12 protein-coding genes and 1 pseudogene are annotated in these 18,168 nt (G+C 60.9%); 6 read left to right on the top strand and 7 right to left on the bottom strand.

The window, feature by feature from the left end; all coding sequences use genetic code 11:
* Positions 1 to 316 precede the first annotated feature (316 nt).
* A complete protein-coding gene (locus AWB82_RS03350) occupies positions 317 to 748 on the top strand; it encodes an H-NS histone family protein (protein WP_086965718.1) in 432 nt (143 codons plus the stop codon).
* Positions 749 to 783: 35 nt separating this feature from the next.
* Here the strand turns inward: AWB82_RS03350 and AWB82_RS03345 are convergent, their stop codons facing one another.
* From AWB82_RS03345 to AWB82_RS03320, 6 genes and pseudogenes are all read right to left on the bottom strand, one after another.
* A complete protein-coding gene (locus tag AWB82_RS03345) occupies positions 784 to 2,256 on the bottom strand; it encodes an amidase (RefSeq protein ID WP_086965717.1) in 1,473 nt (490 codons plus the stop codon).
* A 26-nt stretch (positions 2,257 to 2,282) separates the two neighbouring features.
* Positions 2,283 to 3,242: an LLM class oxidoreductase gene (locus AWB82_RS03340; RefSeq protein WP_086965716.1), complete on the bottom strand. Its 960-nt coding sequence runs from the start codon at positions 3,240 to 3,242 to the stop codon at positions 2,283 to 2,285.
* Between the two features lie 103 nt (positions 3,243 to 3,345).
* Positions 3,346 to 4,827 carry a monocarboxylate uptake permease MctP gene (gene mctP, locus AWB82_RS03335; RefSeq protein WP_086965715.1) on the bottom strand — a complete coding sequence of 494 codons (1,482 nt, stop codon included), beginning with the start codon at positions 4,825 to 4,827 and terminating at the stop codon, positions 3,346 to 3,348.
* A complete protein-coding gene (locus tag AWB82_RS03330) occupies positions 4,824 to 5,024 on the bottom strand; it encodes a DUF3311 domain-containing protein (RefSeq protein ID WP_086965714.1) in 201 nt (66 codons plus the stop codon). The genes mctP and AWB82_RS03330 overlap by 4 nt, the downstream gene beginning before the upstream one ends.
* A 293-nt stretch (positions 5,025 to 5,317) precedes the next feature.
* Positions 5,318 to 6,025: pseudogene (gene mnmD / locus AWB82_RS03325) on the bottom strand (tRNA (5-methylaminomethyl-2-thiouridine)(34)-methyltransferase MnmD); the annotation flags it as partial.
* 3 nt (positions 6,026 to 6,028) lie between these two features.
* A complete protein-coding gene (locus AWB82_RS03320; RefSeq protein ID WP_086965810.1) occupies positions 6,029 to 6,736 on the bottom strand; it encodes a YceH family protein in 708 nt (235 codons plus the stop codon).
* 430 nt (positions 6,737 to 7,166) lie between these two features.
* Here AWB82_RS03320 and AWB82_RS03315 point away from each other — a divergent pair, with 430 nt between their 5' ends.
* Both AWB82_RS03315 and AWB82_RS03310 read left to right on the top strand, forming a co-directional pair.
* Positions 7,167 to 8,639 carry a circularly permuted type 2 ATP-grasp protein gene (locus tag AWB82_RS03315; protein ID WP_086965712.1) on the top strand — a complete coding sequence of 491 codons (1,473 nt, stop codon included), beginning with the start codon at positions 7,167 to 7,169 and terminating at the stop codon, positions 8,637 to 8,639.
* 61 nt (positions 8,640 to 8,700) lie between these two features.
* The gene (locus AWB82_RS03310; protein ID WP_086965809.1) at positions 8,701 to 9,720 is read left to right on the top strand and encodes an alpha-E domain-containing protein; all 1,020 of its coding nucleotides are present in this window, start codon (positions 8,701 to 8,703) and stop codon (positions 9,718 to 9,720) included.
* Between the two features lie 10 nt (positions 9,721 to 9,730).
* Here AWB82_RS03310 and AWB82_RS03305 read toward each other — a convergent pair whose 3' ends face one another.
* On the bottom strand, positions 9,731 to 10,801 hold the full coding sequence (locus AWB82_RS03305) for a zinc-binding metallopeptidase family protein (protein WP_086965711.1): 1,071 nt from the start codon (positions 10,799 to 10,801) through the stop codon (positions 9,731 to 9,733).
* Between the two features lie 164 nt (positions 10,802 to 10,965).
* Between AWB82_RS03305 and AWB82_RS03300 the strand changes: the two genes are divergently transcribed.
* Genes AWB82_RS03300 through AWB82_RS03290 form a run of 3 tightly spaced genes read left to right on the top strand, consistent with a single transcriptional unit; the run spans position 10,966 to position 17,968 of the window.
* Positions 10,966 to 14,406, top strand: a complete 3,441-nt coding sequence (locus AWB82_RS03300) for a transglutaminase family protein (RefSeq protein WP_086965710.1) — start codon at positions 10,966 to 10,968, stop codon at positions 14,404 to 14,406.
* Between the two features lie 44 nt (positions 14,407 to 14,450).
* The gene (locus AWB82_RS03295; RefSeq protein WP_086965709.1) at positions 14,451 to 17,075 is read left to right on the top strand and encodes a circularly permuted type 2 ATP-grasp protein; all 2,625 of its coding nucleotides are present in this window, start codon (positions 14,451 to 14,453) and stop codon (positions 17,073 to 17,075) included.
* Positions 17,072 to 17,968, top strand: coding sequence for a transglutaminase family protein (locus tag AWB82_RS03290; RefSeq protein ID WP_086965708.1), 897 nt, complete (start codon positions 17,072 to 17,074; stop codon positions 17,966 to 17,968). The genes AWB82_RS03295 and AWB82_RS03290 overlap by 4 nt, the downstream gene beginning before the upstream one ends.
* The last annotated feature ends 200 nt before the right edge of the window (positions 17,969 to 18,168 follow it).

Raw genomic sequence — 18,168 nt, 5'->3', positions numbered from 1 at the left:
GCGTGCGCAATGCACGCGTCATTGTCATATGCACGCACCGGCGCTTGCCCGCGTGCATGATCTGCATTGACGATTCATTGGGTCGCGTTATCGCCTATCGTCTGATGAGCGCGCTCATCATATGCGCGTTTTAGAGATCGGTGTGCAGAGAAGCAAAATTTTTCGCAAAAGCGCTTAGTGTCGATGTTATCCATATAAGATCTGCATATCGCCGCAATCGCGTGTCGAGCATACTCATTAGACAACAGCTTGTAATTCACGACGCGCATACGTTGCTCATTTCGGTCGACGTTTGCGGACGGATACGGGAGGAAAGATGGCTACATTGGCACAATTGGAAAACCAGATTCAGAAATTGCAGCGCCGTGCGGATGCGTTACGAGAAAGAAAGTCGGTCGAGGTGATCGCCAAGATAAGAGTATTGATGGATGAATATGGCTTGACCCCGGCCGATCTCGCCGAAGCCGGCTCAAGCCCAGCTAAAAAGCGCGGCCGTCCAGCGGGTTCAAGGCAATCGTCCGGTACTAAGAAAGGAGCGAACAAGTCCAAACTTCCGCCGAAGTATCGCGACCCGGAATCCGGCGCGACGTGGAGCGGTCATGCGCGCCCGCCCGCATGGATCAAGGATGCGGCTGACCGCACCGTATATCTGATCGCTGGCGCAGGCCGCAAGAACGGTGCGGCGAAGAAAGGCGCGAAGCGTTCTGGCCGCACGGCCGCAAAGAAGACCGCGCGCAAGAGCGCTTAGAGAGCCCCTGCCTAAAGCTAACAAGCTTTCGGGTTTTAGCCAAGCAAGGGACTGCGTGCGCGGGAAAATCCGCTTGCGCGATCGTAAGCAAGGCCGATCTGCAATACGCCCAGATCGCCTTGCGTCGGTCCGATGATCTGCAGACCGGTCGGCAAGCCACCAGGGCCGAAGCCGGCTGGCGCGCTGAGCGCGGGCAGGGATGCCATGGTTGCGGCGACCACGGTTTCCATCCAGCGATGGTAGGTATCCATCCCCCGGCCGTCGATAGCGTGCGGCCAGTCCAACTCTGCATCGAAAGGGAATACCTGAGCCGAAGGCATCACCAGATAGTCGAAGCGATCGAATAGCGCATTGATTGCTTGATACCACGCCGAGCGGTCGCGAATTGCACGGGAAACATCTTCTCCCGATAACTTCAAACCTCGTTCTATTTCCCATACCGCTTCGGGTTTGAGCAACTTGCGCTTGGCAGCGTCGCGATAGAGCGGCGCATTGGTGCCGGAGAACGTGAGGCTGCGCAGATCGATCCAGGCATTCCAGAGACGGTCGAGATCGAAGTCGATATCTACAGCCTCTACGACGCAACCCGTCGTTTCGAAGTGATGCAGCGCCGCTGCATATAGGTCCATCAAGCCCGTTTCCATCGGCAGATGTCCATTCAGATCGCCGAGCCAGCCTATGCGTGTGCCTCGCATGTCGCGCTCCAACGCGTTCGTGAAGTCGATGGGCCGGTCGTTTCTGCGCGAAAGAGGCGCGCGGGCGTCGAAGCCCGCCTGCACCGACAATAGCAAGCCAAGATCGGGAACGGTCCGCGCGATCGGACCAGCGACGCTGAAGTGCTGAAAGAAGACATCGTCGCTGGGCGCATACGGCACACATCCCGGTGTTGTGCGAAAGCCGAAGACGTTATTGAAGGCAGCGGGCGTGCGCAAAGAGCCCATCATGTCGGTGCCGTCCGCGCACGGCAGCATGCGCAATGCGACGCTAACCGCGGCGCCGCCGCTGCTGCCGCCCGCCGAGCGCGATTGATCGAACGCGTTGCGCGTGGTGCCGTACACCGGGTTATACGTGTGTCCGCCCAAGCCGAATTCCGGGGAGTTCGTGCGACCGATGAATATCGCGCCAGCTCGGCGCATGCGCTCGAAGATGACGGCATCGACTGTTGAGACTTCGCCTGCATACAAAGGCGAGCCTTTCGTCGTGAGCATGCCGTCAACGGGAAGGATATCTTTGGGCGCTTGCGGAAACCCATGTAAAGGCCCGAGGCTTTCTCCTCGTGATAGCTGTGCATCGCGCTCGGTGGCGAGAGTAAATAGCGCATCGCGATCCTGTATCGCGACGATCGCATTGACTGCGGGGTTGAAGCGATCGATTTGCGCGAGATAGGCTTTCATCACTTCGACGCACGAGACGTCGCGTGCTTGAATCGCTTGAGAAAGCGCGACAGCTTCGAGCGAAACGATGTCGTCATCGGGTGTGCAAGCGGGGTTTGCGTCGGGTGCGGTCATGGTTTTGTCGTGAATAACAAATGAATTCAGCGATGAAACTCGGGAAGAACATGTGCGGCGACTTCTTCGATGATATCGCGCGCAGGCCGTCGCTCCGATGTGATGTTGAGCGTCACATGATGCGTGCCTCCGTCGCGCATCTTATGCAAGAGCGCAACGAGCGCGCGACGCCCCGTGCGATAGCCAAGCGATATGTCGGTCGATGGCTCGTTCGCATCGGCGCTGAGATCGAGCCGCATCGCGACGCCGAATGCGCGAAAGCCGCCGGAAGCCGCGCGATCGACTGCAGCACGCCACATGCTGTACCGGCCGCGCTGCGCTTGCGGTTCGTGATGGTAAGTCATCCAGCCGAGCGAATGACGCGCAATCCAGTCGACGCTCTGGCCGCCCGAACCGACCGCGAGCATCGGAATGGAAGTGTTCAGGCGAGGCAAGAGATAGAACTCGGGTGCGCCGTCGGGCGCCTGATCGGGGATCACGCGAGAGGGCGCGGTAACGGCAGCGGCGAGCGTTTCCCAATGCTGTCTGTATAGATCGCGCCGGGCATCGGGATCGCGGCCGAAGGCGGCATATTCCGGTGGACGATCGCCTGAACCGACGCCCAGAATGAAGCGTCGCCGAGACAGCGTGTCGACGGAAATTGCGCCTTTAGCGACATGAAGGGGATGTCTGAGCGTCAACACGATCGCGCCGCTGATTAGCGCAATGCGTTCCGTATTCGATGCGAGCGCGCCGAGCAAGACCCACGGATCGAGATGTCCGGTCGGGTCCGGGTAATCGATGCTATTGAGCGGCACGTCGCGGACCCAGAGCGCACGAAAGCCGAGGTGGTCAGCGAGCCGCGCCAGTGCTATCTGTTCCTGGAAGTCGACGATGCTCTGGTTATCGCGCGTGATCGGCAATGTGATGCCGATAGAGAGCTTGTCTTCCGCAAACACGGCGTTCGCGATGGGAGACGGGATCGGAGTGTTTTCGCTAGCGAGCATGACACGCATTGCGTAAAAGGAAAGGCTTGACGCCGATGTTATCACTGCCTTTGCAAACGATGCCCGGCGCGATCAAACACCGGGCATCGTCGATCGTCGGGTTTTAAGCCGCGGACACTATGCTGCGCCGCGTGACGAGCGAAACGACATGCGTCACGACGATATTCACCACGAGCGCAATCAGGCCGATATAGACCGGCCACGAAGCATCGCCGAGATGGACGACATAGACCGGTTTGAGCCCTTGCGAGATTGCGAGACCCGTGCCCAATACGATACCGAATAGCCATCCCAGGAAAAGACCGGGCGTGGTCAAGCGGCGTGTATAGAGCGTGAACACGATGGCCGGGAATATCTGCAGGATCCACACGCCGCCGAGCAACTGCAGGTCGATCGCATACTGCGTCGGCAGGAACACGATGAACAGCAGCGCGCCGAACTTCACGACGAGCGACACGAGCTTCGCCGTCGATGCTTCGGCGGCCGATGACATGTCAGGCGATATGAGCGGACGCCACAAGTTGCGTGTGAAGAGGTTCGCGGCGCCGATCGACATGATCGCCGCCGGCACGAGTGCGCTGATCGCGATGGCCGCGGCCGCAAAGCCCACGAACCACGAGGGAAACAGCGTGCCGAATAACGCCGGTACGACATCCGATGCCGTCTTCACATGTATGCCCGCAGCAATCGCCATATAGCCCAGCAACGCGATCAAACCGAGCAGCAGCGTATAAGCCGGCAGAAAGATGGCGTTCTTGCGCACCGTCGTTGCGGACGACGAAGCGAGCACCGCGGTCATCGTATGCGGATACATGAATGCGGCGAGCGCGGAGCCGAGCGCAAGTGAGGCATAGGCCGTGAATTGACCCGGCTTGAGGATGATGCCCGTCGGTCCGCCTTTCGCCTTGAAGTATTGATCGGCCGAATCGAATACATGCGCATAACCGCCGAGCTTCAGAGGAATGAGCCATACCGCCGCGATCACGACGATATAGATCATGATGTCTTTCACAAAGGCGATCATCGCGGGCGCGCGCAGGCCGCTCGTATAGGTATAGAGCGCGAGAATCACGAATGCGATGATGAGCGGCAGTTCGCCCGTCACGCCGAGGCCCTTGATGACTACTTGCATGCCGACGAGCTGCAGCGCGATATACGGCATCGTAGCGACGATTCCCGTGATCGCCACCGCGGCAGGAAACCATTTTCCGCCGTATTCGCCTTGCACGTAGTCGGCGCCGGTGATGTGGTTCTTCGCATGCGCGATCTTCCATAACTTGGGCATCACCGCGAACACGAACGGGTAGACGATGATGGTATAAGGCAGCGCAAAGAACCCATAGGCACCGACCGAATAGACGAGTGCCGGCACTGCAATCACGGTATAGGCGGTATAGAAATCGCCGCCGACGAGAAACCATGAAATCAACACGCCGAACTGGCGGCCACCGAGGCCCCATTCGTGAAGCTGCGTGAGATCGCCTCGTTTCCAGCGCGCGGCAAAGAAACCGACGACAGTCACGAGCACGAAGAACGCGATGAAGATGGTCATCGCGACTGGATCGATAGGTGTGAGATCGTTCATTTCATGCCCCTGTGCACGATATAAAGCAGGAGCGAGGTGAGCGGCACCCACAAAAACTGATACCAATAGAAAAACGGGAATCCCGCGAACGAAGGGCGCGTGTCGTTATAGAACGGCAGCCAAAGCAGTGCGACGTAGGGTATCAATAGTACGACCCAGAGCCATGGGCTGCGGGGCGCATCGTTGCTGGGTTCCAAAGCTTTTCTCCTCATGAATCAGCGCCGATAAGAACGTGCCGGGGCGCGGTCTCGGCCTTTGTTCTGCTGATGCGAGCAAAGGCCGCGCCGCCAACGGGTGCGCATTATCCAACTAATCCTGCTTTGTTGCCGGACGCTCGGAATCTGGAGAGAACTTATGCCGATGCACGATTACGCAATGCTTTCCGCGCATGTCGGACTTGGCGGATCGGCGTTCGTGTCGCGCAACTCGTGCCTTCAAACGACACGATCTATTCTTACGAAGTTATAACGCGTGGAGATTGGGATCGCGTGCCGACGAGCATCGCGCGCTTGCCGCCGAATCCCGCGACCTTGCGATAGTCGAACCCGTTTTCGATGAGCGTGCGTTTGACAATGCCCGCGCTGGTGAAGGTAGCGAAGGTCGCATCTTCTTTCGCCATGCGCGCCAGCGAAGCGAAGACGGTGGGCGTCCACATGTCCGGGTTCCTGGCTGGCGCGAAGCCGTCAAGATAGATCGCGTCCGCTGCGATGCCGTGAATGGCGAGGTGCGGCAAGAGGTCGGCGGCATCGGCGAACGCGAGTGTCAACGTGACGGCGCCTGCAACGAATGCCCGCCGATGCACGCCGCTTTCGAGCGGCGGCCATACTGACGCGAGCGCATCGGCGAGCGGCGTGACAGCGGCATCGTCGATGATCGCCGCGTGCGCTTTGCGCAAATCGTCCGCGCTGAATGGATGTTTTTCTATCGACACGAATTCGAGCACGGGCGGCCGGTGCGCATCGGCGAGCCATGCCGCCCACGTCGCAAGGAAATTGACGCCCATGCCAAAACCCGTTTCGAGCACCGTGAAGCGCGGCCTGCCGCCCCAGCGCGCGGGCAGGCCATTGCCATCGAGGAAGACATGGCGCGCCTGAGCCAGCGCCCCTGCCGCGCTGTGATAGATGTCGTCGTGACGCGGCGAGTACGGCGTTCCGTCGTCGCGAAACACGAGCGATGCCGATATCAGCGGCTCATCCATTGTTCAGGCATCGGGGGACGATTCATCGAGAGTAATGCCCAGTTCGCTCGCCATTCGCTGAACCATTGCGCGCAATTGCACGACTTCGTGAGCAAGGCGTTTTTGCTCCGACTTTAATGCTTCGAATTCGGAAAGGGAAAAAGATTCGCCGCCCTGGGTTTCGCGCGAAGGCATATCGCTTATGCTCACTTCGCCGCAAAGAAGATGCGCCCAGCGGCTTTCGCGCTCGCCGGGCGTACGCGACAGCTTTACGACGCGCGGCGGATCGTTCGCGGCGAGTTCATCGAGAAAGCTTTCGACCGAGGATATGTCCGCAAACGAATGCAGCCTCGCACTATTCGCGCGCAATTCCGCCGCCGTTTGCGGGCCGCGCAGGAATAGCGTGGCGAGCAGCGCGACCGACTGGCTCGGCACGCCGAGTACGCGGTTCACGTTATGTTCGAAGCGCGGTACACGGCTGCTGCTTGCTTCGAAGACGAGACTCAGGCGCTTCAGGCCATCGATCGTCGTCAGCACTTCGTCTTCGCTCACGTTCATCACCGGCGAGCGCGCGGTCTTTTGATTGCAGCCTGCTGTTAGGGAATTCAACGAAAGAGGATAAGTGTCCGGCACGGTATGCTGTTTTTCAACGAGCACGCCGAGCACGCGCGCTTCGAGAGGCGTGAGCTCGCGCAAGGCGGGACGGGGTGTGGCTTCGGAGGGCGTGTTCATGGGCTTGGTGACGTGCGGTAAGACGCCTATGATACCGGCGACGCCGACCCCGTCCGAAATCCGCGCACCGTCATGCAGCATGAAATTTATCCTCTGACTGTGCAACGTTCTGTGGGGACGCGCCGTTTTGGTGCAAAACAACGGGATTCGCGCATGGAGACATGCTTTAAACAAGGAGGGGAACCGTTCAGATCATTGGCATTGAAGTTGCTTTTTCTCAATCGGCACTGGGCTGCCCACGCAATCGATGCTTCGCACGAAAAAGTGTGACAGATAAATAAAGCATCGCGCTTCGAGGTCGCCTAACGACGTATCCATGTTGTCGGACGCGTCGCGTCTTTCGGGCTCTTCAAGCGTTTGCGAGTGCAACCAGGAATACGAGCGAAGGGGAATCGCCACCCCGGCATGCACTTCATTTGGAAGACCGGCTATGACGCAAGCATTCTTCAACGAGATGTTCGAGCGCAGCGATCTGGAGGCGCGCGGGTTGTCGGCGGTGGCATTTCTCGGCGTGGGCGATCCACGCACGCACTACCGCGACTTCATGACCTGGCTTTCCGCTCAAAGCGAGCAGCAGATCGATGTCAAGCGCGCCGAAGCGGATCTCAACTTCAGGCGTGTCGGCATAACTTTCGCCGTCTACGGAACGAGCGATCTTCCCGGCATCATTCCCGAGCGCACGATTCCCTTCGACCTCATTCCGCGCATTTTTCCCGCCGATGAATGGCGCGCGCTGGAGCGTGGCCTGCGGCAGCGCGTAAATGCGCTCAACCGGTTCATCCACGATATCTATCACGAGCAGGACATCATCCGCGCAGGCATCATTCCCGAGGCGCAGATAATCGGTAACGCGCAGTATCGTCCCGAGATGCGTGGCGTCGATGTCGCGCGCGATATCTATGCGCATATCGCGGGCATCGATATCGTGCGGGCGGGACAGGGCGAGTTCTATGTGCTTGAGGATAACCTTCGCGTTCCGTCGGGCGTGTCGTACATGCTCGAAAACCGCAAGATGATGATGCGGCTCTTTCCGGATCTATTCGCGCGCAATCGCGTGGCGCCGGTGGCGCACTATCCGGATTTGCTGCTCGACACGTTGCGCGCGGCCGCGCCCGCGGCCGTCGAGAATCCGACCATCGTGGTTATGACGCCCGGCATGTATAACTCGGCCTATTTCGAACACGCGTTTCTCGCGCAGCAAATGGGCGTCGAACTCGTCGAAGGGCAGGACCTCTTCGTCGAAAACGAATACCTGTATATGCGCACGACGCAGGGGCCGCAGCGGATCGATGTGATCTATCGCCGTGTCGACGACGACTTCCTCGATCCGCTCGTGTTCAGGCCGGATTCCGCGCTTGGCGTGCCGGGATTGATCGGCGCATATCGCGCGGGCAATGTCTCGTTGTGCAATGCGGTCGGGACAGGCATCGCGGACGATAAGTCGATCTATCCCTATGTTCCGGACATGGTGCGTTTCTATCTTGGCGAAGAGCCGATTCTCAACAACGTGCCGACGTGGATGTGCCGCAAGCCCGACGATCTCAAGTATGTGCTCGATCATTTGCCCGAACTCGTCGTGAAGGAGACGCATGGCGCGGGCGGCTACGGCATGCTGGTCGGTCCGGCTTCGACCGCCTCGCAGATCGCGGAGTTTCGCGCGGTGCTCGAAGCGCATCCGGAGAAATACATCGCGCAGCCGACGCTCGCGCTTTCCACTTGTCCGACCTACGTGGAGGCGGGTATCGCGCCGCGTCATATCGACTTGCGCCCGTTCGTGTTGTCGGGCACCGAAGTGCGCATGGTGCCGGGCGGCCTGACGCGCGTTGCGTTGCGGGAAGGCTCGCTCGTCGTGAATTCGTCGCAGGGCGGCGGCACGAAAGATACCTGGGTTCTGGAGCGCTGACGCAAAGTCCTGAGGAATGCACTGCGTCACCAAAGACAACGACAAACAACCGGGAACACCCATGCTGAGCCGTACCGCGGATCATCTCTTCTGGATGGCGCGTTATACCGAACGCGCCGAGAACACTGCCCGGATGCTCGATGCGAACTATCAGCTCTCGCTTTTGCCGCAGTCCGATGAATATGCGGAACTGGGCTGGCGCGCGATGTTATCGATATCGGAGTTGAGCGGAATCTATTCGGCCGCTCATCACGGCATGAAAAGCCGCGACGTGATCGACTTCATGGCGCGTGATCTTTCGAACCCTTCGTCGATAGTCAGTTGTTTGCGGGCTGCACGCGAGAATGCGCGCGCCGTGCGCAGTTCAACCAATAGCGAGTTATGGGAATCGCTCAACACGACGTGGCTCGACTGTCAGCGCATGCTCGCCGACGGCATTCTGGAGCGGGAACCCTATACGTTCTTCGAATGGGTGAAGTTCCGCTCGCATCTGTCGCGCGGCGTGCAGCTCGGCACGCTCGTGAAGGACGATGCGTTTTATTTCATGCGCCTCGGGACTTTCATCGAACGCGCGGACAATACGGCGCGCATTCTCGACGTCAAATTCGAAATGATGGAGCAACGCGCGGATACTTCCGCACAACCGTTCGATTATCACCATTGGGTAGCGGTGCTCGGTTCGGTATCGGGTTTCGAGGTTTATCGACGGGTTTATCGCGACGTCATTACGCCCGAACGCGTTGCGGGCTTGCTGATTCTTTATGGCGACTGGCCGCGTTCGCTCGCCGCGAGCATCGCGGAAGTGGAGCAGCTTATCGGCCAGGTGACGAAAGGGCGCGATTCGGAAGCGGCGCGGCTAGCCGGGCAATTGAGTTCGGAACTGAAGAATGGGCGCATCGTCGACATTCTGAGGGGCGGACTACACGCCTATCTCGTCGATTTTCTCGCGCGCGTGAACGATCTCGCGGGCCGCGTGAGCCACGATTTTCTGTTGCCGATAGCACCGGAGCCGCCGATGCCATCGGATTCGGAATCGGATTCGCAATCGCAATCGCAGTCCCAATCGCAAAGCAAAGGCTGAGCGCGTGCGCTCAGCGCTGGGCCGCCGCCGCGACGACGCGATGCACGAAGCGCAGCTTGTCGACGACAGGCGGAGCGAGCGTGAACGGATAACCGTCAGGCATGCCGAGACTGCGATTCAGGCTGTTCAGGACATAAGTGAGCGGAAACCAGCGTTTCATCAGGTTATCGAACGTGGTTTCCTCGACCGGCGTCTGATCGGTGAGCGTGGGCTCGTGCGGGCTATCGGGCACGAGCACCAGGCCGCACGATACGGCGGTGTCCAATGTATCGACGATATGCAGGTAATGCGCCCAGGTCTCCGCCCAGTCTTCCCACGGATGCATCGTGGCATAGGCGCTGATGTAATTGTCTTCCCATCGAGCGGGCGGGCCTTCCCGGTAATGGCGATCGACTGCGGCGGCGTAGTCGGCTTGTTCGTCGCCGAATGCAGTGCGAAACGGTGCGATGCGAGCCGTGTCGGCGATCAGGCGATCGAAAAAATAGTGCCCGGATTCATGGCGGAAATGACCGAGCAAGGTCCGATACGGCTCATGAAGCGCGGAGCGCGTTTTCTCGCGATGAGCGTCGTCCGCTTCGGCGACGTTGAGCGTGATGATGCCGTTGTTGTGCCCCGTCATTACGCCGTGACCTTGCGCATCGCCTTCGAGAAACTGGAATTCGAGGCCGCGCTCGGGATCTTCTTCACGGGATTTCACAGGCAGACCCAGTTCCGAAAACGTGTACAGCAGGCGGCGCTTGGCGGCTTCGATGCGATACCAGTAGAGGAGGTTCTCCGGATTCGAGAGGTTAGGAATGGTGCTCGTCAACTGGCACGAGCAACAAAGCGGGTCGTATGGTTCGAGATCGGGCGCGGGGACGACCCAGTTACAGACGTTTTCGACCGCGTAGTTATGACACGGCCTATAGAGAAGATCTTTCGCGAGCGGATGCAGGCTGCGCCAGCGACCGTCTCCATTCTCCTCGAAGGCGCTGATCTGATCGATATCGGGTATGTAACCGAGCCGCGCGCCGCAGTTTTCGCAATGCGTGTTCTCGAAGAATACGTGCTGGTTGCAGCGATTGCAGTGAAAGGTCTTCATCGTGTGGTCGGTGGAAATGTTATGGCGCGACGTTTCGTGTGCGCGCTGTCGGCGATGCTGTCGCAAACATCGTGCCGTAATCAGGCCGTCTTTTCCATGACAAACAGAGATCGCGTTGCAGCGCGTGCCGCGTGTGCAGCATCAATTGAGCAAAGGAGTCCGGTGTGTCCATTCGTGTCGCGTTGAACCATGTCACGCAGTATCGCTATGACCGGCTCGTCGGTCTGTCGCCGCAAGTCGTTCGCTTGCGGCCCGCACCACATTGCCGCACGCCGATCATTTCGTTTTCCATGCGCGTAGAGCCAGAGGACCATTTCATCAACTGGCAGCAGGACGCGTTCGCGAACTATCAGGCGCGTCTGGTTTTTCCCGAGAAAACGCGCGAATTCACGGTGACGGTCGATCTCGTCGCCGAAATGGCCGTCTATAACCCGTTCGACTTTTTTCTCGAACCGGCCGCCGAAAAATTTCCGTTCACTTATGCGCCCGAGTTGCTGCACGATCTCGCGCCCTACATGGTCAAGCGCGAGCTAACGCCGCGCTTTGCGGCATTCGTCGAAAGTATCGATCGCTCTCCGCTCGCGACGATGGATTTTCTCGTCGCACTCAATCAAAGGCTCTCACAGGAGATTCGTTATCTGATCCGGATGGAGCCGGGCGTGCAAACGCCGGAGGAAACGCTCGAAAGCGCGGCGGGTTCGTGTCGGGATTCGGGCTGGCTGCTCGTCGAAACGCTGCGGCATCTCGGGCTGGCTGCGCGTTTCGTGTCGGGTTATCTGTTGCAACTCGCACCGGACACCAAATCGCTCGATGGCCCGAGCGGGACCGAAGTGGACTTCACCGATCTGCACGCGTGGTGCGAAGTCTTCCTGCCGGGTGCAGGCTGGATCGGCTTCGATCCGACTTCCGGCTTGCTGGCGGGCGAAGGACACATTCCGGTTGCATGCACGCCGGAGCCGGACAGCGCCGCGCCGGTTTCGGGCGCGGTGGAAAAATGCGAAGTCCAATTCGTCCACACGATGTCGATCGAGCGCGTGCTCGAAACGCCACGCGTGACGAAGCCTTACAGCGAGGACGACTGGAGCGCGGTGCTGCGTATGGGCGGCGAGGTGGATGCGCAGTTGAACGTATCGGATGTGCGGCTCACCATGGGCGGCGAGCCGACTTACGTGTCGGTCCGCGATCGCGACGAACCGGAATGGAACACCGACGCGCTCGGCCCGACGAAACGCGCCTACGCCGTTTCGCTGATGGACAAGCTGCGCGCACAGTACGGCACGAGCGGTTTCCTGCACATCGGACAGGGCAAGTGGTATCCGGGCGAGCAATTGCCGCGCTGGGCGCTGTCGCTGTTCTGGCGCGCGGACGGCGAACCGTGCTGGCACGACCCGTCGCTCTTCGCGGACGAGCGGCAGCCTGCGTCGTACACGGCCGATGACGCCGCGCGCTTCATTCGTCATCTCGCGGGCAAGCTGTCTTTGGATTCAAAATACATTCAACCGGCATACGAGGACACGTGGTACTACCTGTGGCGCGAACGCCGCTTGCCCGTGAACGTCGATCCGTTCGACTCGCGTCTCGACGACGAACTGGAGCGCGCGCGCCTGCGCCGCGTGTTCGATGCCGGCCTTCCGTCGATCACGGGTTACGCGCTGCCGATCGCGCGCGAAAGCGACTCCGCGACGCAGTCGGACCGCTGGACGACCGGTCCGTGGTTCTTCCGCGACGAGCGCATGTACCTGGTTCCGGGCGATGCATCGATAGGCTATCGCTTGCCGCTCGATTCGCTGCCGTGGGTGTCGGAAGGCGATTACCCGTGGCAGCACGCGCACGACCCGTTCGCGCCGTCCACGCCCTTGCGCACCGCGACTGAATTACGCATGCAATATGCGGATTTGGATAATGAATCTCGCATGCGAAATGCCGATGTGCTTAATAAGAATAAGCACCATGCCGCAGCACCCGGTAAATCGCGGGATCGCGTCCCGCAGCGTGGCGAGTCGGCCGGCTGGATCGCGCGCATCGCGTTGTGCGTGGAAGCGCGCGATCCCGCGCGCGCGGCCGGTCCCAAAGCGGAAGCCGACGCCCTCGCGAAGCTCGGCAACGGCAACAAGTTGATGCATGTCTTTATGCCGCCGCTCACCGCGCTCGACGACTATCTCGATCTTCTGGCGGCCGTCGAAGCAACGGCTTCCGATTTGCAGATTCCTGTCATCGTCGAAGGTTATCCGCCGCCGCGCGACGCGCGTCTCAAGATGCTGCAGGTGACGCCCGACCCCGGCGTGATCGAGGTGAATATTCATCCGGCCGCGAACTGGAACGATCTTGTCGAACACACCGAGTTTCTCTACAACGCGGCGCACGAGTCTTATCTGAGCCCGGAGAAATTCATGCTCGACGGCCGGCACACCGGCACGGGCGGTGGCAATCACTTCGTGCTCGGCGGCGCGACACCCGCGGACAGTCCTTTCCTTCGTCGCCCCGATCTGCTTGCGAGCCTGATCGCGTATTGGCATAACCATCCGTCGTTGTCGACGTTGTTTTCGGGGCTCTTCATCGGTCCGACGAGCCAGGCGCCGCGCGTCGACGAAGCGCGTAACGATCAGGTCTATGAACTGGAGATCGCATTCGCCGAATTGCAACGTCAACTCGATCTGCTCGGCACACGCGACGATGCGACCGTGCCGCCGTGGCTCATCGACCGCATCTTGCGCAACATCCTGATCGACGTGACGGGCAATACGCATCGTGCGGAATTTTGCATCGACAAGCTGTATTCGCCCGATGGACCAACCGGCCGGCTCGGTCTGCTCGAACTACGCGGGTTCGAAATGCCGCCGCACGCGCGCATGAGTCTTGTGCAACAACTGCTGTTGCGCGCGCTCGTTGCGCGCTTCTGGAAAGCGCCCTATACCGCGCGACTCACGCGCTGGGGCACGGAACTGCATGACCGCTTCATGCTCGGCACCTTCGTGCAGATGGACTTCGACGACGTGCTCGGCGAATTGCGCGATGCGGGCTTCGCATTCGAGCGAAGCTGGTTCGCGCCGCACTTCGAGTTCCGCTTCCCGCTCGTCGGCGCATACGATACGAGCGGCATCGCGCTCACCATTCGCAATGCGCTCGAACCGTGGCACGTGACGGGCGAAGAGGGCGCGATCGGCGGCACGGTGCGCTTTGTCGATTCGTCCGTCGAACGTCTCGAAGTGCGCGTGCTCGGACTGAACGGCAATCGACATGTCGTCACCGTAAACGGCGAGACGTTGCCGCTGCAACCGACGGGGCGCGTGAGCGAATACGTCGCCGGCGTGCGCTTTCGCGCGTGGGGGCAGGCGGCATCGGTGCATCCGACCATCGACGTACATGCGCCGCTTACGTTCGATATCGTCGATACATGGACGGGACGCGCGATCGGCGGTTGCCAGTATCACGTCGCGCATCCGGGAGGGCGCAACTATCAGACCTTCCCGGTCAACGCATATGAAGCGGAAAGCCGCAGACGTGCACGCTTCTTCGCGACGGGCCACACGCCCGGCACGATGCACGTAAAGGGCCGCGAACGCAGCCTCGAATTTCCGTTCACGCTCGACCTACGCTATCGTTGACGTGCAATCATCATTCGAATAAAGAACCAGGAACCGAGACGACATTGGCCTATCAATCGACCTTGCCGTTCGACATCGGCGCGGCGCGCATCGATGCGCTCGCGCTGTTGCGCACGCTGCCCGCGCGCGAAGGGCACTGGGACGAACTGCGCGATGCGGCGGGCCAGTTGCGCGAGCCGTGGCGGCAGTTCTTCGAGTTGCTCGGCGAGCAGGGCATCGCGCGGCTCGACGATGGCGTTGCCGCCGTCGCGCAGCAAGTCCGCGACAACGACATCACGTATAACGTCTATGCCGATAACGGCAAGCCGCGTGCGTGGTCGCTCGATCTCTTGCCGCTCATCATCGATGAAGAAGAGTGGGCGCTGATCGAGCGCGGCGTTGCCCAACGCGCGCGGCTCATGGAAGCGATCGTCGCCGATGTCTACGGCCCGCAGACCTTGCTGCATCGCGGCCTTTTGCCGGGCGCGCTCGTGTTCGGGCATCCCGGCTACTTGCGCGCGGTGAAGGGTTTCATGCCGCCGCTCGGCCGCTTTCTGCAGATCGTCGCGGTCGATCTCGCGCGCGCGCCATCGGGTGCGTGGACCGTCATCGCGCATCGCACGGAGGTGCCTTCGGGGCTCGGCTATGCGCTCGAAAACAGATTGATCGTCGTGGGTCTGTTCGCCGATCCGTTTCGCGCAATGCGTGCGAGCCGTCTCGCGGCAACTTACTCGCAACTCATCGCGACGATCGCGCAAGCTGCCCGCGCGACGATGCGCGATGACGAAGACGGCCGCAGCAATGCATCGAACGATGCGCCGCATATCGCATTGCTGAGCCCCGGTCCCTTCAGCGAGACGTATTTCGAGCATGTGTTTCTCGCGCGTTATCTGGGCGTCACGCTCGTCGAAGGCAAGGACCTCACGGTGCGCCACGACAAGCTCTATCTCAAGACGCTGGCCGGCTTGTCGCGCGTGCATGCAGTGTTGCGGCGTCTGGACGATGCGTTCTGCGACCCCGTCGAATTGCGCGCGGACTCGACCATCGGCGTGCCGGGCTTATTGCAGGTGATGCGTGCGGGCAATGTGATGGTGTCGAATGTGCCGGGCACGGGCTTCACGGAATCGCCCGCGCTCAATGCGTTTTTGCCGGGCATCGCGAAGGCGCTGCTGGATGAAGAACTCGAATTGCCGACCGTGCCGACATGGTGGTGCGGCGAAGAGGCCGCGCGGCGCGAAGTATTCGAGCGCCTCGATAGCGCACTCATCGCGCCGACATGGCCCGGCGCACAGGCCGATCGCGCGCCGGGCATCGATGCGGGCGTGCAAGAGCTTGCGGCATGGCGCGAACGCATCGAACGCTCGCCGGATGTCTTCACGGTGCAGGAGAATCTGCCGTTTTCCACGGCGCCGCGCTTTCACGATGGCGCGCTCGGTTCGCGTCCGTGCGTGCTGCGCGCCTACGCCATCGCGAACATCGACGGAAGCTGGAGCGTGATGCCCGGCGGCTTCACGCGACTCGCGGCCGACAAGCGCGCGACGGTGTCGATGCAGTTCGGCGGCAGCAGCGTCGATACATGGGTGATGTCGAGTCAACCCGGCGGCGCGGCGTCGTTGCGCCCGACGCCGATGAAGCCGGGCGAATTGCGTAAGCATCGCATCGTATCGAGCCGCGCCGCGGAGAGTCTTTTCTGGGCGGGGCGTTACGGCGAGCGTGCCGAAAACAACGTGCGCTTATGCCGTCTGTTGCTCGGCATGCTCGATGGCAGCAATGCCGAGGAACTCTTTCCGACGCTCACGGAACTCGCATCGCAATGCGGACTGATTCCATCGGTCGATACACTCGCGCGCAGCACGCCGCAAGCGTTCGAACGCGTGCTCGTCGCGGGGCTGCCGGAGTCGAGCAAGGCGACGAGCATCGGCGGCAATCTCGCGGATCAGGCGCGCGCGTGCGGTGAAATTCGCGACCGGCTTTCGACGGACCACTGGCGCACGATTCTCGCGTCGCGCAACGACTTTCGCGATGCGCTCGCGCGTCTCGTGCAGAGCGATACCGCCGATGAAGGCACGGTTCGCATCGGCCGCGATTACGACCGTCTGATGCTTGCGGGCGCGCTCGAACAACTCGCGACACAACTGTCCGCGATCAGCGGCGCGCAAGGCGATCGCATGACGCGTGATGAAGCGTGGCGGCTGCTCTTCATCGGGCGGCACATCGAACGCGTCTCGACAATGGCCACGATTCTGCACGTGGTCGCCGAGCGCGGCGCGCTCGCATCGCCTGCGGGCTTCGATCTGCTCTTGCAACTTTTCGACAGCACGCTCACGTATCGCTCGCTCTATCCTGGAAGGCTCGAAGTGCCGGCGCTGATCGATCTCATCGTCGTCGATCAAACCAATCCGCGCGGACTCTATGGCGTGTACGCGCGCTTGCGCACGAAGCTCGATGAGATCGCGGCCGCGGCGGGCGGCGCGCGCAGCATGCAAGCGACGCGTTTCGCGGATCTGCTCGTACACGCCGATGCATTGCCGGATCTCACCGCGCTGTGCCGAACGCGATCCGACGGCCGTCACGACGCGTTGATGGCGCTATGCGACAGGCTCGTTGCCTCGGTCGGCGCGGCATCGAACGAAGTCAGTGCGCGCTATTTCAGTCATGCGAATACGCCCGCCGCGCAGGTGTCGTCATGAGCCTCGGCCTGAACGACACCGTGCTCGCGGTCACGCATCGGACGACCTATCGTTACTCGACGCCCGTCGAAATCGCGCAGCATCTTGCGACGATCCGTCCGCTGCATTGTCCGTGGCAACAAGTGATCTCGCATACGGAGCGGATCGAGCCGGTGCCGTCTTATGTGCATAGCCGCGTCGATGCATTCGGTAATGACGTGCTGTACTTTTCGCTCGATGCGCCGCACGAGCGTCTTTCGATGACGAGCGAAACCACGGTTCGACTCACACCGCGCTGGGATGCGCTCGATGCCGAGGCCACGCCGCCGTGGGAAGAGGTCGCGAACCGGCTGCGCTATTGCGCGAGTGGTTCGTTTTATCCGGAGAGCGAGTTTTGTTATGCGTCGCCTAACATCTCGCTCGATCATGCGCTGCGCGCTTATGCGCAGGTTAGCTTCCATCCGGGCAAGCCGCTCATTGCGGGCGCGATCGATCTGATGCATCGCATTCATGCGGACTTCGAGTACAAGCCGTCCGCCACCGCGTTCGATACGCCCGCATCGCGCGCGTTCGAATTGCGTCATGGCGTGTGTCAGGATTTCTCGCAGGTGATGATCGGTTGCCTGCGCGCGCTCGGGCTGCCGGCGCGCTACGTGAGCGGTTATTTGCGCAACGATCCGCCACCGGGACATGCGCGGTTGATCGGCGCCGATGCTTCGCATGCGTGGGTGTCGGTGCATTGTCCGCAAAGCGGATGGATCGATCTGGACCCAACCAACGACGCGCTCGCGGACCTCGATCATGTCACGCTGGCGACGGGGCGTGATTACAGCGACGTATCGTTGTTGCGCGGGATGATTCTCGGCGGAGGCGCGCATCACGTCGATGTCGCGGTGAACGTGCTGGCGCTGTGAAGAACGTCGCGCACGGCGCGTGCTTCGTTACTCTCCTTCCGGATAATCCGCGCCCGCCGACACCGCTTCCCAGCCATCGAAGTCGTGGGGATGCCCGTGTTGCAGATTGCGTGCCCGCGCGATACAAGCACGCGATGTCGGACTGCGTTAATGTCTAGGCTTTCTTCGCTATGCGCAAGCTTCGCGCGCGCCTTTCGCTT

Source organism: Caballeronia glebae, assembly GCF_001545035.1.
Lineage (GTDB): Bacteria > Pseudomonadota > Gammaproteobacteria > Burkholderiales > Burkholderiaceae > Caballeronia > Caballeronia glebae.
Note: the sequence above shows the minus strand (reverse complement) of the source record. Positions and strands in the feature narration are given on the sequence as shown.

What these genes read in the sequence shown, in the direction of transcription:
- AWB82_RS03350 (WP_086965718.1), top strand. Translation starts at nt 317, where the DNA reads ATGGCTACATTGGCACAATTGGAAAACCAGATTCAGAAATTGCAGCGC.
- AWB82_RS03345 (WP_086965717.1), bottom strand. Translation starts at nt 2,256, where the DNA reads ATGACCGCACCCGACGCAAACCCCGCTTGCACACCCGATGACGACATC.
- AWB82_RS03340 (WP_086965716.1), bottom strand. Translation starts at nt 3,242, where the DNA reads ATGCTCGCTAGCGAAAACACTCCGATCCCGTCTCCCATCGCGAACGCC.
- mctP (WP_086965715.1), bottom strand. Translation starts at nt 4,827, where the DNA reads ATGAACGATCTCACACCTATCGATCCAGTCGCGATGACCATCTTCATC.
- AWB82_RS03320 (WP_086965810.1), bottom strand. Translation starts at nt 6,736, where the DNA reads ATGAACACGCCCTCCGAAGCCACACCCCGTCCCGCCTTGCGCGAGCTC.
- AWB82_RS03315 (WP_086965712.1), top strand. Translation starts at nt 7,167, where the DNA reads ATGACGCAAGCATTCTTCAACGAGATGTTCGAGCGCAGCGATCTGGAG.
- AWB82_RS03310 (WP_086965809.1), top strand. Translation starts at nt 8,701, where the DNA reads ATGCTGAGCCGTACCGCGGATCATCTCTTCTGGATGGCGCGTTATACC.
- AWB82_RS03305 (WP_086965711.1), bottom strand. Translation starts at nt 10,801, where the DNA reads ATGAAGACCTTTCACTGCAATCGCTGCAACCAGCACGTATTCTTCGAG.
- AWB82_RS03290 (WP_086965708.1), top strand. Translation starts at nt 17,072, where the DNA reads ATGAGCCTCGGCCTGAACGACACCGTGCTCGCGGTCACGCATCGGACG.